Genomic DNA, 15693 nt, shown 5'->3' with positions numbered 1-15693 from the left:
AAAATGAATATTATAGCGTAGTATATACTTAAAAACTAATGAAAAAATTTTAACCCTAGGAGAGAAAAACCTAGGGTTTGATTTAAATAAGCATAGGAGCTAATACAAAGCCTAATGCTACAGCAATTGCAATAGCTAAAACTCCTGGTATAAAGAAAGAGTGATTAAATATAAATTTACCAATTCTAGTCGTTCCTGTATCATCCATTTGCACAGCACCAAGTAAGGTTGGATAAGTTGGAAGCACAAAAAGTGCCGAAACTGCTGCAAAACAAGCTACAAGCATATAAGAATCGTGCGGATTTGCTGCTGAAATTCCTAAAGCAGTGATAATTACAGGTACAATGGCCTTTGCAGTTGCTGCTTGAGAATATAAAAGCATACTTGCAAAGAAAAATGCAACTGCTAACATAGCAGGGGTTTGTTTAACCCAGTCGCCTGCTACTTCTTTAATAGAAGCTTCGTGTCCTGCAACAAAAGTATTTCCAAGCCATGCTACACCAAAAACGCAAACACAAGCAGTCATACCGCTTTTAAATACACTAGTGTCAAGAATTTTACCTGGTTCAACTTTACAAAGCCAAGTGATCAAAGTTGCTGCAGTAAGTAAAAAGCTCATAATAGCTGCATCTCTTGGAACCACAACAGGATCAATCCATTTAATATTGCTTGAAATTGCAGTTGCATAAAGTACAACTGCCAAAACAGTGATCAAGAAAATTCCTACTGAAAGTTTAGCACCTGGTTTATCTTCACCATGTAAAATAGATCTTGCATCTTTAACAAGTCCTGCTTTTAAGCGTTCTTGATAAACACTATCTTTGCTTAAATCCATAGGAGTGATTAAACTCACTATAAAAGCTGCAAGTATGCAAGCTATAAAAGTTGTACTGATCCAAATTCCAATTAAAGTTGGATAATTCCATCCAAGCGGCTCTAAAACTCCGCTCATATAAACCACAGCTGCACTCACAGGAGAAGCAGTGATTCCAATTTGCGAAGAAACAACCATTAACGAAAGCGGAACACTAGGTTTTATGTTTTGAGATTTTGCAACATCGACTACAACAGGCATTAAAGAAAATACTGCATTTCCTGTTCCTGCTAAGATTGTAAGCAACCATCCACAAGCTGGAGCTAAATAATTTATAAATTTAGGGCTTGATCTTAAAATTTTTTCTGTCACCCTTACCATATAATCAAGTCCACCTGCTTGTTGCATAGCAGAAATTGCTGCAATAGCTGCAGCAATAATTAAAATAACATCCCAAGGAATATTACCAGGTTTCATACCTAAAACAAGTCCTAGTATAACTACGCCTAATCCTCCAGCATAACCTATAGCAATACCGCCTAAACGAATACCGATAAAAATCGCCCCAAGAAGGACGATTACTTGCAAAATTATCATTATATCCATATTAAATCCTAAGTGCTATTTTTTAGCTTCCATGTGAGGATTTAGCATATTTGATGGAGTTAAAATTTCATCAATTTGTTCTTTACTTAAAAGCCCTCTTTCAAGTACAATATCAGCCACTCTTTTTCCAGTATTCATTGCCTCTTTAGCTATAGAGGCTGAATTTTCATAGCCAATATAAGGATTTAAAGCTGTTACTATACCTACTGAATTATAGACAAAGTCTGAACAAATTTTTTCATTTGCAGTAATACCATCTATACATTTATCAGCTAAAGTATACATTGCTTTTTCTAGCATTACAATAGAATTAAATAAGCTATACGCTGCAACTGGTTCAAAAACATTAAGTTGTAATTGTCCACCCTCGCAAGCAAAAGTTACAGTTACATCTGCTCCGATAACAAAATAACAAACTTGATTAACTACTTCAGGAATAACAGGATTTACCTTACCTGGCATGATAGAACTACCTGGTTGCATTTTTGGAAGATTAATTTCATTAAGACCACATTTTGGACCACTACTTAAAAGTCTTAAGTCATTACATACTTTAGAAAGTTTTGTTGCAACACGTTTTAAAACACCTGAAATTTGTACATAAGCTCCCGTATCTTGAGTCGCCTCAATCAAATCCTCAGCCACAGTATATTCAAAACCTGTCACTTCTCTTATTTTTCTTTCTACAACCTTGGGATAATCAGGATGAGAATTAATTCCCGTTCCAATAGCAGTTCCACCCAAATTGATCTCTAAAATCAATTTTCTAGCTTCTAATACTCTTTGTATATCTTCACCTATCATTACAGCAAAAGTTTTAAATTCGCGACCTAAAGTCATAGGCACAGCATCTTGCAGTTGGGTTCTACCCATTTTAAGAACATCTTTAAATTCTTCAGCTTTTCTCTCATAAGCTTTTTTTAGATGTTCCATAGCTTTTGCCAAATCACTTAAATAATCATGCAAGGCAAGGTGTAAAGCTGTAGGATAAGCATCATTAGTACTTTGGCTTAAATTAACATGATCATTTGGATGAAGATATTGGTATTCACCTTTTTTATGACCCATAAGTTCAAGCCCTATGTTTGCTATAACTTCATTAGCATTCATATTTGTACTTGTTCCAGCACCTCCTTGGATCATATCTACTACAAATTGATCATAATACCCCCCTTCTAAAATTTTATCGCACGCTTTAATAATCGCATCTTGAATATTTTTATCCAAAAGACCTAATTCATGATTTGCCATAGCTGCAGCTTTTTTTACTCTAGCCAAAGCTCTAACAAAGCGAGGAAAATCTTTTAATCTATCATGAGAAATATCAAAATTTTCAACAGCTCTAAAAGTTTGCACTCCATAATAAACCTCATCAGAGATTTCTAATTCCCCAATAAAATCATGTTCTTTTCTTGTTCCCATTTTGAACCTTTCATAAAAATATTTTAATTTAAAATCAAAAATTTTTGATTTAAATCATAAAATAATGATATTGCATTTTTAGTTAATAATTGGTTAATAAATAAACTACTTTCAAATACAATAAATTAAGTATTTTTATATCCTAATTATGTCTTTATATTTAATTTTTATTAATATAAAAAATTTTATTTACTTCAAAAAAAATTAATATATTTTTGTAAGCTTTTTTGTTAGAATAAAAATTTTTAATAATTTAAATAATTAGGAATAATATGGAAGAAATTACAATAAACATAGATAAGATTAAAATAAATGATGACTGGAAAGAATTTTTAAGAGACGAATTTCAAAAAAAATATTTTCTAGAAATCAAAAAACAATACCTAAATGCGATTAATCAAAATATAGTTATTTATCCGCCTGCGAATTTAATCTTTAATGCTTTTAATTTATGTCCTTTAAAAGAAATTAAAATTATTATCCTAGGACAAGATCCCTATCATCAACCAAATCAAGCAATGGGGCTTAGTTTTTCGGTTCCAAAAAATATAAAAATCCCACCAAGTCTTAATAATATTTTTAAAGAATTGCAAAATGATTTAAACATCACTCCAGCAAAAAGCGGAGATTTAAGCTCTTGGGCAAAACAAGGAGTTTTGCTCTTAAATTCTATTCTTAGCGTTGAAGCAAATAAAGCAGCTAGCCATAGTTCGTGGGGTTGGCAAGAATTTAGTGATGCTATAATACATAAATTAAGCAATGAAAAATCAGGACTTGTTTTTATGCTTTGGGGAAATTACGCAAAAAACAAGGAGATTTTGATTGATAATACTAAGCATTTGATTTTAAAAGCAGCCCACCCAAGCCCTTTAGCTAGAACAGGATTTTTAGGTTGTAAGCATTTTTCAAAGGCTAATGAATTTTTAAAAAAAGTTGGTAAAATTCCTATAGATTGGAAAATAGTTTAAAAAATTATTTTAAATTTTAATAAAAATATTAAAATATATTTATTTATTTAAAAATAAATCATATTTCTATGAAATATATTGTAATAAAATAACTCAAAAATTAATTCTTAAGGAGAAAAATGAAAACCATTGGTATTATGGCGGAATGAGTTTTGAAAGTACTATTACTTATTATAAAACAATAAATCAAGCTATAAATGATAAATTAAAATCTTTAAATTCTGCAAAAATTTTACTTTACAGTGTTAATTTTGAAGAAATAGAAAATTTACAAAGCCAAGATAAATGGCAAGAAGCTGCACAAATTTTAAGTCAGTGTGCTAAAAAATTAGAACTTGCGGGGGCTAGTTTTATAATAATTGCAACTAATACTATGCATAAGGTTTTTGATGAAATTCAACAAAACATAAATATCCCTATTTTACATATTGCAAAAAGCTCTGCTAAGGCTTTAAAACAAGAAAACATACAAAAAATTGGTTTATTGGGTACTAAATACACAATGGCTCAGGATTTTTATAAAAAAATGCTGATTGAAGAAAATATTAGCGTTATTACTCCTAGTGATGAAGATATAAAAATCGTTAATGATATTATTTTTAATGAGCTTTGCAAAGGTGAAATCAAGCAAGATTCTAAAGAAAAATATTTAAATATTATAAATAAACTACAAGAAAAAGGGGCAAAGGGAGTGCTTTTAGCTTGCACTGAAATTGGTTTATTAATATCCAAAAATGATACAAATATTAAAATTTTTGACACAAGCCTTATTCACGCCCTTGATGCTGCTAATGAAGCTTTAAAAGATTTATGATTAAAAGATGCCCAAAAATGGGCAAATTGCAATATTTTGAAAAGATTTATACTTATATCGGTTTAAATCTTATCTTGCTTTATAGTTTGCTATCTTTTTCTAATTGATTGATATTTAGCATTATAAATTTATAGCTTAGATAAATTACTAAAGGCCAAGCCAATAAAAACAAAGCATGTAACATTTTTTCTCCTTAATATGCGTGATCATCGTTTGCGATTTCTTCGCGTGTGATTTTTACTTTATCCATTGCATTCCAAACATAGATAATATAAGCTAAAACAAAAGGTACAAGTAAAGACACATAAGCCATGACGCTTAGAGTATAATAGCTTGAACTTGCATTTTTTAAAGTTAAAGAACTTTGCAAATCACTTAAAGATGGGTAAAAAGCACTTTGACCTAAACCAATACTTGATAATAAAGCAAAAACCGTTAAAACCGTTCCAAGTCCTAGGATAAAAATAGCTTTAGAGCAACCTTTTGCTCCTTGAACCATACCTAAAAGCACTAAAATCACACCGATAGCAAGCAAGATAGCAAAAATCATTTGATTTAAGAAATTATATAAATACAAATTCGCACTCATGCTTACAACTCCATTGGCATCTACGCTAAAACCATCTTTTAAAAAAATCCACGCTAAAAAACCTAAGAAAAAAGGTAAAAATAAAATACTATTGATCATAAGTTTTTTCATAGCTCTTATTTTGATATTCTCATCATTGATATTGTTCATAAAATACGCTGCGCCTAAAAGTCTTGCTAAAAATACTAAAGCTAAGCCTAAGAGATAATTAAAAGGATTGAGTAAAAGTTCTAAGCCGTGCAAAGGGTTTTGCCAAGAAACAAAATTATGCTCATTTAAGATAAATTCAGAACCGCTAAAAAAGCTACTTACTGCAACTCCGATTAAAAATACACCTAAATAGCCATTAATTTTAAGAAAAATTTCATAGGTTTTAGAGCCATAAACATTATTTTCTTTTTTACGATACTCATAAGCCACAGCTTGTAAAATAAAACAAAATAAAATACAAAGCCAAGCCCAATAAGCTCCGCCAAAACTTGTACTATAAAAAAGTGGAAAAGCTGCAAAAGCAGCTCCGCCAAAAAGTACGAGAGTTGTAAAACCAAGCTCCCATTTACGCCCTAAAGAATTGACTAGCATGGTTTTTTCAAGCTCATCCTTGCTAAGCTCATCGATTAAAGTTTGTCCACCTTGGACAAAAAACATAAAAACTAAAAGTCCGCCGAGCAAACTTAAAATCAACCACCAATAAATTTGCAAACCTTCGAGTTCTAAACCAAAAAACATCATTTTTCTCCTTTGCCCATAAGTGGAGTATGCTCTGCATGTGCGTCAAAACCTTTTTTAATCTGAGTAAGTATGATTTTAACTTCTGCAATCAATAAGGCTGTAAAAAGTACTGCAAAAATCCAAAATGAAATTTGAACATTGACTTTTCCAAGTTGCGTTGCTGCGATATGTACAGGAAGTAAGTCTTGAATTGCCCAAGGTTGTCTGCCTACTTCAGCAACAATCCAGCCTGCTTCAGCGGCGATATAACCCAATGGAATGGATAATAAACATACCCAAAGTACTTTTCTAAATTTCTCAATATCATTTGCCATAGTAAGATAAAGAGTAACGATGAAAAGTAAAAAGAAAAAACTTCCCAAAGCAACCATGATATGAAAGCTATAAAAAGTTAAAGCCACAGGCGGAATAGTATCGCTTGGTTTTTCTAGATATCCATAGCCAAAATCTTTAAAATGAGTTTCTAAAATAGATTTGTGATTTGCCATAGCTATTGTATCATTGTTTTCTTTAGCAAGCTTATAGTCTTTTAGAGCTTGTATAGCGATTTTTCCTCTATCGATACGATTTTGCATAGGTTCTATACCTTTGCTTTCATTTCCATAGATTAAATCTTCAATTCCTGGTACAAAAGAATTTGGATCACGGTTTCCTAATATAGAAAGAGCGTAAGGTATAGTAATGTCAAATAAAAACACACTTTCGTTATTATCTATGGTTTTTTTAGGGTTTAAGATTCCAAAAGGTACAAGTCCTGCACGATGTTCACCTTGATAAACCCCTTCCATAGCTGCAAGTTTCATAGGTTGAGTTTGAGTTACACGGTAAGCACTTTCATCTCCGCTGAAAAACAAAAAGATTGAACAAACCAAACCAAAACTAGCTCCTACAACTAAGCTTTTTTTAGCCTCGATAATATGGCGTCCCTTTAACATAAACCAAGCTGAAATTCCCATTACAAATAAAGCTGAAATCACATAACCACTGCCTATGGTATGTAAAAATTTTGAAATAGCCACAGGAGAAAGTGCTACTTCAAAAAAGCTTTGCATTTCATTTCTTGCTGTATCAGGGTTAAAGCTCATTCCTACAGGATATTGCATCCAACCATTTGCCACTAAAATCCAAAAAGCAGAAAGATTACTTCCTATAGCCACACACCAAGTTGAAAGTAAGTGAAAACCCTTACTTACTTTATCCCAGCCAAAAAACATAACTGCAAAAAAAGTAGCCTCTAAAAAAAATGCCATAATACCTTCAATCGCCAAAGGTGCACCAAAAATATCTCCCACAAACCAGCTATAATTTGCCCAGTTTGTTCCAAATTCAAATTCCATTATAATACCTGTAGCTACACCGATAGCAAAATTTATAGCAAATAATGAAAGCCAAAATTTGGTGATTTTTTTCCATCTTTCATTTTTAGTTTTTACATAGATAGTCTCCATGATAGCAATGATAAAAGATAAGCCTAAGGTTAAAGGCACAAACAAAAAATGATAAAGTGCAGTTAAAGCAAACTGCGCTCTTGACCAATCAACGCTATTAAGTTCGTTCATTTATTTTCCTTCGAGTGTAAGATTTTTGAGTACAAAAGTGCTTTTTTCTTTGTCGCTTTTAAAAATAGAATTAAAATTTACATCAAAAACAAAAAGTTTTAAAATCACAAACATAACAAAAAGTTTGATAAAGATAATTTTCCAAAGGGTCTTTCCAAGAGTTAAATTTTTAAAACCTTCTTTGTAAAAATTAAAAATTTGAGAAATACTAAAATATAAGTGTTTAAGATGCATGTAAATTCTACCTTTAAAAACAACAAAATAAAACATTTTAAGAAGCGGAAAATTATAATGAAAATTATGTTATTATTTTCTTAAAAAATTTAAATACATAATCAAGGTTTTTAATGCAAAAAATTAAAGTTTTTATTTTTTTTATGATTTTTTTCTTTAATGCATGTTCTTCTAAATTTTGAAAATGTAAATCCTTTGGGGCGTTCATTTGGAGAATTTGAAGATACTAATTCTTTTTCTTTAAAACTAGGACTTGAACCTATTTTTCCTACTAATCAAGAAATTCCAAGTTTAATTAGCAATGCTGATTTAGTACTTATTACTCCTATTACCCCACCTTTAACTAGAACAAGCAATAGTGCCAACAATAATGCAGTAAATGGAATCAATCCTCGCTTTAAAGACGAAGCTTTTAATGATGTTTTAATTTTTGAAAATCGCCCTGTGGTTTCTGATTTTTTAACCATTTTAGGCCCTAGCGGAGCAGCTTTAACGGTTTGGGCTTTAGCACAAGGAAATTGGATTTGGGGTTATACTTTAATCGATAGCAAAGGATTTGGCGATGCTAGAGTTTGGCAACTTTTGCTTTATCCTAATGATTTTGCAATGATTAAAAATGCCAAAACCAATACTTGTCTTAATGCTTATGGGAATGGAATTGTCCATTATCCTTGCGATGCAAGCAATCACGCACAAATGTGGAAACTTATCTCTATGAGCAATACAGCGGTTCAAATTAAAAATTTAGGAAATGGAAAATGCATACAAGCACCTATTACAAATCTTTATGGTGATTTTCATAAGGTTTTTAAAAATTTTTACTGTAGAGTGTGCAAAAAAAGATAATTTTGATCAACAATGGTTTTTAACTACTCCGCCTTTTACCGCAAAACCTTTATATCGCCAAGGAGAGGTGCGATGAAAAAAATTATATGTTTATTTTTATCTTTTAACCTTGCTTTTGCGAATTTAGAAAATTTTAATGTCGGCACTTGGAATTTGCAAGGCTCATCCGCAGCCACAGAAAGCAAATGGAGTGTTAGCGTAAGACAACTTGTAAGTGGAGCAAACCCCTTAGATATCTTAATGATACAAGAAGCAGGAACTTTACCAAGAACAGCCACTCCAACAGGACACCATGTGCAACAAGGTGGAACACCTATTGATGAATATGAGTGGAGTTTGGGAACTCTTTCAAGGCCTGATAGGGTTTTTATTTATTATTCTCGCGTTGATGTAGGAGCTAATCGTGTAAATTTAGCTATAGTTTCAAGAATGCAAGCTGAAGAAGTGATTGTTTTACCTCCACCTACTACAGTTTCAAGACCTATTATAGGAATTCGCAATGGAAATGATGCTTTTTTCAATATCCATGCTTTAGCCAATGGAGGAACAGATGTAGGAGCAATTATCACGGCCATAGATACACATTTTGCAAATATGCCTCAAGTTAACTGGATGATAGCAGGGGATTTTAACCGTGATCCTTCTACTATAACAAGTACAGTGGATAGAGAATTAGCAAATAGAATTAGAGTGGTTTTTCCAACTAGTGCAACTCAAGCAAGCGGAGGGACTCTTGATTATGCAATTACGGGAAATTCAAATAGACAACAAACCTATACTCCACCGCTTTTAGCGGCGATTTTAATGCTTGCAAGTTTAAGATCTCATATAGTTTCGGATCATTTTCCAGTAAATTTTAGAAAATTTTAGGACATTTAATATGAAAAAAATTATTACTTTGTTTTTATGTTTATAACTTTAGCCTTTGCAACTCCTACTGGAGATTTGAAAGATTTTACCGAAATGGTTTCTATAAGAAGCTTAGAAACAGGAATTTTTTTAAGTGCCTTTAGGGATACCTCAAAAGATCCTAATGATCAAAATTGAAATATTAAAGAAATTGTTTTAAGCGATGGGTTAAAACAAAAAGATAAATTAGCTGATGAACTTCCTTTTGGTTATGTGCAATTTACAAATCCAAAGGAAAGCGATCTTTGTTTGGCCATCTTAGAAGATGGAACCTTTGGAGCAAAATCTTGTCAAGATGATCTAAAAGATGGTAAATTAGAAACTGTATTTTCTATAATGCCAACAACAACTTCAGCTGTGCAAATTCGTTCTTTAGTTTTGGAATCTGATGAATGTATAGTAACTTTTTTTAATCCAAATATTCCTATACAAAAAAGCTTTGGAATAGCCCCTTGCACCCTAGATCCTAATTTTTTTGCTGAAGTAAATGAACTAATGATTATAACCCCACCTTTAACAGCTGCTACCCCTTTAGAATAAGATTTTTATCTTGTTCTATTTTTATATTTATTTAATATTTATGATATTACTAAAATACACAAAATAATTAATAACAATACGATGTAATTTACTTTACTCTATAATTTTTTTATTTTAATTTAATTTTTTGTTACAATAAATTTATACATAATAATTATCAAGGAGGAAAAATTGGAGCAAATTTTAACATGGCAACAAATTTATGACCCTTTTTCAAACATTTGGCTAAGTGCTTTAGTAGCATTTTTACCTATACTATGTTTTTTAGTTTGTTTGGTTGTTTTAAAACTTAAAGGCTATCAAGCAGGTTTTTTAACTGTTATACTTGCTACTTTGGTAGCTTTATTTGCCTATAAAATGCCTTGGAATTTAGTGGGTGCAAGTTTTATTCAAGGCTTTACAAATGGTATGTGGCCTATAGCTTGGATTATCATCGCGGCAATCTTTCTTTACAAACTTTCTATCAAGTCAGGTTCTTTTGAAATCATTAAAAAAAGCGTGATGAGTATTACTCCAGATCATAGAATTCAAGTGATTTTAATAGGTTTTTGTTTTGGTTCATTTTTAGAGGGTGCTATAGGTTTTGGTGGTCCTGTGGCTATAACTGCTGCACTTTTAGTAGGACTTGGCTTGCGTCCTTTGCAAGCTGCAGGGCTTTGTCTTATCGCAAATACCGCTCCTGTTGCTTTTGGTGCGGTGGGAATTCCTATCATTGCTATGGCAAATCTTGTCGGCATAGAACAGCATTCAGTTTCTGCCATGGTAGGTAGAATGCTAGTTCCTTTAAGCCTTACTATACCTTTTTTTATAGTTTTTTTAATGGATGGATTTAAAGGCGTTAAAGAAACTTTTCCAGCTATTTTAGTTGCGGCGCTAAGTTTTACAACTACTCAATTTTTAAGCTCAAATCACTTAGGAGCAGAATTGCCTGATATTATTTCAGCTGTAGTTTCTTTAGCGGTTACAACTATATTTTTAAAATTTTGGAAACCAAAAAATATTTTTAGATTTGACAATGAAAGCAATTTCACTCAAGATAACACACTAAACTTTAATCAAATTCTAAAAGCTTGGTCGCCTTTTATTTTACTCATTGTTTGTATTATCATTTGGACACAACCTTGGTTTAAAGCTCTCTTTGATAAGGACGGAATTTTAAGCTATACAAGTATTACTTTACAATTTAGCAATATCACAGCTGGAATTTTAAGTCCTTCTATCACAGGCATAGGAGAAGCTAAACCTTTATCTTTGGCCTTAGGTGTAGATTTAATCAATGGAAAAACCGTAGCTCAAGCAGGAACAGCGATTTTACTTGCAGCTTTTTTGACTATAGCTATTTTAAAAATCAAAGCCGAAGATGCAGCAGAATGCTTTTGGGCTACTTTAAAAGAAATGGCCATACCTTGTATCACCATAGGTTTGGTTGTGGCTTTTGCTTTTATTTCTAAAAATAGCGGTATGAGTACTACTTTAGGACTTGCTTTTGCACACACAGGCGATGCTTTTTCTTTCTTTTCGCCAATCATTGGTTGGATAGGAGTATTTTTAACAGGCTCTGATACAAGCGCTAATTTACTTTTTGGAACCTTGCAGCAAGTAAGTGCTCAAAAACTAGGTATTAGTGAAGCTTTATTTTTAGCGGCTAATTCAGTAGGTGGAGTCGTTGGAAAGATGATCAGTCCACAAAGCATTGCTATAGCTTGCGCGGCGGTTGGACTTGTAGGAAAAGAATCTGATCTTTTCAAATTCACATTAAAATATTCTGTAGCTTTTATTGTTTTAATAGGAATTTGGACTTGCATTATAGCTTTTTTCTTACAAGGAATCATCCCTGAAGTTATAGTGAAATAATTAAAAATTTAAGTTTTATTTCAACAAATATTCGTTTTTAGAATATTTGTTGGAAATTTTACTTTGCTTTTATTTTTACAGGATTAGAATATTTATCCTAAATTATCCCAAAAGGAGAGATGATGAAAAAGGTGTATTTTTACGCCACATGCTTAGGAACCGCTGCTATGCAACAAAGCGTTTTAAATGCAATAAAACTTTTAAGGCGTGAAGGTATTGAAGTGATTTTCAAAAAAAATCAAACCTGTTGTGCTCAACCTTCTTTTAACTCAGGTTATTTCGATGAAAGTCGTGAGATTGCTTTATATAATGTAGATTTATTTGATAAAGATTATCCCATCGTTGTGCCAAGTGGTTCTTGTGCGGGTATGATGAGTCATGACTATAAAGAACTTTTTAAAAACAGACCCGAATTTTCTAAAGTCAAAGATTTTAGCTCTAGAGTTATAGAACTTTCACAATACCTTGATGAAGTTTTAAAAGTAGATTATGAAGATAAAGGTGCACCTATAAAAGTAACTTGGCATTCTAATTGCCATGCTTTAAGAGTGCAAAAAAGTATACAAGCAAGCAAGAATCTTATCAAAAAACTAAAAAATGTGGAATTAGTAGAACTTCAATACGAAGAAGAATGTTGTGGTTTTGGTGGAACCTTTTCAGTAAAAGAGTCTGAAATTTCAAACGCTATGGTAAGAAGTAAAATCAAAGATATACAAAATAGTGGTGCAAAATATCTCATCAGTGGCGATGGAGGTTGTCTTTTAAATATAGATGGTACAATGAAAAGAATGGGTTTAGATATAAAAGGCATACATTTATATGACTTTTTACTTAAACGCTTAGAAGGAGAAAGACTATGAGTCAAAAAATTCCTCACGAACAAATCGTTCAAATTAAACTCAATGACAAACAAATGCAAGAAAATTTAATGACTGCCATGCATACTTTACAAAAAAATAGACTCAATGTTATCGATGCTAGATTTAAAGATTGGCAAGGTTTAAGAGCTAAAGCTAAACAAGCTAAAAACAATGCCTTAATGAGTTTAGAAGAAAGGCTTTTAGAATTTGAAAAAAATGCTACAAAAAATGGCATTAAAGTGCATTGGGCAAGTAGTGATGAAGATGCCTGTGAAATCGTCTATGAAATCATGAAAGAAAAAAATATTACCAAGCTTTTAAAAGGTAAATCTATGGCAAGTGAAGAAATAGGCCTAAATCACTACCTAGAAAAAAAAGGTTTAAAAGCCATAGAAACCGATCTTGGAGAGCTTATTTTACAGCTTAATGAAGAGCCTCCTTTACATATAGTTGTACCTGCTATACATAGAAACCGCCATGAAATCGGAGAAATTTTCAAAGAAAAATTAGGAGCAAATTTAGAAAACGATGAACCTGAAAGTTTAAATGCGGTAGCTAGAGAACATTTAAGAAAAGATTTTGAAGGCTTAAAACTTGGACTTAGTGGGGTCAATTTTGCCATGTCAAGAGAAGGAGCTTTTTGGCTTATAGAAAATGAAGGAAACGGTAGAATGTGCACTACAGCACCTGATATTCATATCGCACTTTGTGGCATAGAAAAAGTCATGGAAAGCTTTGAAGATGCGGCTACTATGGTTTCTTTACTCACTCCTTCAGCCACAGGACAATTTATACCAACTTATAACAATATCATTACAGGCCCTAGAAAAAATGGGGATTTAGATGGTCCTAAAGAAGTGCATGTGATTTTATTTGATCACAATCGCTCTAAAATGTTAGCTCATGAGGATTATTATGAGGCTTTGCGTTGTATTCGATGTGGGGCTTGTATGAATTTTTGCCCTGTTTATGATCAAATCGGCGGACATGCCTATCAAACCACTTATCCAGGACCTATAGGAGAAGTAATCAGTCCTAATATTTTTGGTATAGATCATACAGGAGATATTTTGAATTTCTGTTCACTTTGTGGGCGTTGTTCTGAAGTTTGTCCAGTGCAAATTCCTTTGGCTGATCTTATTCGCAAATTAAGATGCGATAAAATAGGACAAGGTAAAAATCCACCTTTAGGAGCAAACAAAGTTCATTACAATGCCCTAGAAGCCTTTGCTTTTAAACAATTTAAAAATATCGCAACCAATGGCGATAAATGGCGTTTTTCACTTTCAAAAGCACATTATTTCAACTGGGCAGTGCAAAATTTCGCAAGCGTTTTGCCTGTGATTAAAAAATGGTACGCTTTTAAAGAATTACCTCAAATTAAAATGGATCTTTATAAAGAAGTGCAAAAACTAGAAGGAGTAAGCTATGAGTAAAATCGATGAAATTTCAAGCAAAAGTAAAGCAAGTATTTTAGAACATCTTAAAAAAGCTTACAAAGAAACAGACTTTACGCGTATTGAGAGTATAGATCCTGTAGAACATATCCAAACCACCCAAGATATGCTTGCAGAAATGAAGCAAAAAATGAGCGATAACAAATACATCGTTGAAAATGCCACTAAAGATACCTTAGAAGAAAAAATCAATGAAATTGTCGCAAAATATGGCTTTAAAAGTATGATTTATGGGGCGGATTTAAATTTAGATTTAGAACAAATCAAGGCAGAAAAGAAGATTTGCTTTGATAAAGAAATCGAAAATCTAAGATCTGAAGTTTTTCATAGTGATTTTTCCATTATTCATGCAAGAGCAGGAGTAAGCTCTCACGGAGTTGCACTTATACCTTCAAGTAAAACCCAACCTAGAATGCTAAGCCTTGCACCTAAACTTTGCATAGTATTACTTAAAAAAGAAAATGTTGTTAAAAGTCTTAGCGAAGCTTTAAATTTAGTAAAAAAAGAAAATGAAATTTTACCTACTAATATCTTATTTATAGCAGGGCCTTCAAGAACAGCAGATATAGAACTTATCACTGTTTTTGGTGTTCATGGGCCACAAATTGCACATATTATTATTTACTGATTCTAGTTTAGAATCAGTAAGTCTTAATTTTTAATATTAATTATATATATTTTTTATACTATACAAATATAAATAAAATAAATAATTTCTAATTAATAATATTTTAATAAAATATAATGTAATATTTCACTCAAATATATTAAATTAATTTTAAATACAAAAATTAAAGAAGGTGCTTTTGGATAAATTAATTCCAACTTGGAATGAAAAATACAGTATTCATGATACAATGATTGACATTCAACACCAAAAGCTTTTTGAACTTGCGGGTAAGGTAGAATATTTGATTGATAAACCCGTTTATAAGGATGAGATTAAAAATTTACTTGCTGAATTTTTTAATTATATGAAAGATCATTTTTATCAAGAAGAGCGATACATGGAACTGATTAAATATCCAGATATTGAAACACATAAAAAAATTCATAAACATATTATCCAATCCATGATAGAACTGATTAAAAATATTAAATCCGCTAATGATTTAAAAGAAAAACTTTATTTAGCTGTTAAAAAATGGCTTTTAGAACATATACTTTATGAAGATATGAAAGTTGAACAATATAGAAGATCTTCTTTAGCTTCTGAAGATGATAAAGAGGTAAGCTTTGAAGAAGAAGGCGATGAAGAACTTGAAAATGCTGTTTATCTTTATATTTGCAAGTGCTCAGGTGCTATCCATGATGTGCCTTTTGGAATTCATGAAAAAATCAAATTACAAGGTAAGAAATTCAAATGTAAAAAATGTAGAGAAGCTTTAGAATTTTATAAGGTTTATTCGGAGGGGTTTTAAAAAATATTTCAACTAAATTTTATTAATTAAAAAAGCCATTAATATATAAAAAATAGAAACTTTTTATA

Annotated in this window: 12 protein-coding genes and 3 pseudogenes; 10 read left to right on the top strand and 5 right to left on the bottom strand. The window is 31.6% G+C overall.

Translation table 11 applies throughout. From position 1 onward, the window contains the following. Positions 1-82: 82 nt before the first annotated feature. Entirely contained in the window at positions 83-1420 is a 1338-nt protein-coding gene (locus ELQ09_RS06950) for an anaerobic C4-dicarboxylate transporter (RefSeq protein WP_070316455.1), read from the bottom strand. Between the two features lie 15 nt (positions 1421-1435). Continuing rightward, a complete protein-coding gene (gene aspA / locus ELQ09_RS06945) occupies positions 1436-2842 on the bottom strand; it encodes an aspartate ammonia-lyase (RefSeq protein ID WP_002894249.1) in 1407 nt (468 codons plus the stop codon). 272 nt (positions 2843-3114) lie between these two features. Here aspA and ung point away from each other — a divergent pair, with 272 nt between their 5' ends. Together ung and ELQ09_RS06935 are read left to right on the top strand one after the other, a co-directional pair. Further along, positions 3115-3810, top strand: a complete 696-nt coding sequence (gene ung / locus ELQ09_RS06940; RefSeq protein ID WP_134224916.1) for a uracil-DNA glycosylase — start codon at positions 3115-3117, stop codon at positions 3808-3810. A 119-nt stretch (positions 3811-3929) separates the two neighbouring features. Next, positions 3930-4624 (top strand): annotated as a pseudogene (locus tag ELQ09_RS06935) (aspartate/glutamate racemase family protein). 193 nt (positions 4625-4817) lie between these two features. Here the strand turns inward: ELQ09_RS06935 and cydB are convergent. From cydB to ELQ09_RS06920, 3 genes are read right to left on the bottom strand one after another with little or no spacing between them, the layout of a single operon-like run. Further along, positions 4818-5942, bottom strand: coding sequence for a cytochrome d ubiquinol oxidase subunit II (cydB, locus tag ELQ09_RS06930; protein WP_134224918.1), 1125 nt, complete (start codon positions 5940-5942; stop codon positions 4818-4820). Continuing rightward, a complete protein-coding gene (locus ELQ09_RS06925) occupies positions 5942-7504 on the bottom strand; it encodes a cytochrome ubiquinol oxidase subunit I (protein WP_134263857.1) in 1563 nt (520 codons plus the stop codon). The genes cydB and ELQ09_RS06925 overlap by 1 nt, the downstream gene beginning before the upstream one ends. Beyond that, positions 7505-7738, bottom strand: coding sequence for a DUF4492 domain-containing protein (locus ELQ09_RS06920; RefSeq protein ID WP_002860921.1), 234 nt, complete (start codon positions 7736-7738; stop codon positions 7505-7507). Positions 7739-7851: 113 nt separating this feature from the next. On the opposite strand from ELQ09_RS06920, the pseudogene ELQ09_RS06915 reads away from it, so the two are divergent. The 8 genes and pseudogenes from ELQ09_RS06915 (at position 7852) to ELQ09_RS06880 (ending at position 15625) form a co-directional block, all read left to right on the top strand. After that, positions 7852-8660: pseudogene (locus ELQ09_RS06915) on the top strand (cytolethal distending toxin subunit A/C). Continuing rightward, positions 8657-9454, top strand: coding sequence for a cytolethal distending toxin nuclease subunit Cj-CdtB (gene cdtB, locus ELQ09_RS06910; RefSeq protein ID WP_134224919.1), 798 nt, complete (start codon positions 8657-8659; stop codon positions 9452-9454). Before ELQ09_RS06915 ends, cdtB begins: the two are co-directional and overlap by 4 nt. A 10-nt stretch (positions 9455-9464) precedes the next feature. After that, positions 9465-10033: pseudogene (gene cdtC / locus ELQ09_RS06905) on the top strand (cytolethal distending toxin subunit Cj-CdtC). A 171-nt stretch (positions 10034-10204) separates the two neighbouring features. After that, positions 10205-11887, top strand: a complete 1683-nt coding sequence (locus ELQ09_RS06900; RefSeq protein WP_070316449.1) for an L-lactate permease — start codon at positions 10205-10207, stop codon at positions 11885-11887. 119 nt (positions 11888-12006) lie between these two features. Continuing rightward, complete coding sequence (locus ELQ09_RS06895) at positions 12007-12747, top strand: (Fe-S)-binding protein (RefSeq protein WP_079862111.1); 741 nt, start codon at positions 12007-12009, stop codon at positions 12745-12747. Next, complete coding sequence (locus ELQ09_RS06890) at positions 12744-14183, top strand: LutB/LldF family L-lactate oxidation iron-sulfur protein (protein ID WP_070316447.1); 1440 nt, start codon at positions 12744-12746, stop codon at positions 14181-14183. Before ELQ09_RS06895 ends, ELQ09_RS06890 begins: the two co-directional genes overlap by 4 nt. Then, positions 14176-14832 (top strand): lactate utilization protein C, encoded by a 657-nt coding sequence (locus ELQ09_RS06885; RefSeq protein WP_070316446.1) that lies wholly within the window; start codon positions 14176-14178, stop codon positions 14830-14832. The genes ELQ09_RS06890 and ELQ09_RS06885 overlap by 8 nt, the downstream gene beginning before the upstream one ends. Before the next feature lie 178 nt (positions 14833-15010). Continuing rightward, positions 15011-15625 carry a bacteriohemerythrin gene (locus tag ELQ09_RS06880; protein ID WP_079862110.1) on the top strand — a complete coding sequence of 205 codons (615 nt, stop codon included), beginning with the start codon at positions 15011-15013 and terminating at the stop codon, positions 15623-15625. The last annotated feature ends 68 nt before the right edge of the window (positions 15626-15693 follow it).

The organism is Campylobacter sp. CH186 (genome assembly GCF_004378925.1).
GTDB classification, from domain to species: Bacteria; Campylobacterota; Campylobacteria; order Campylobacterales; family Campylobacteraceae; genus Campylobacter_D; species Campylobacter_D jejuni.
The sequence above is the reverse complement of the archived record's forward strand: the minus strand, read 5'-3'. Positions and strand labels throughout refer to the sequence as shown.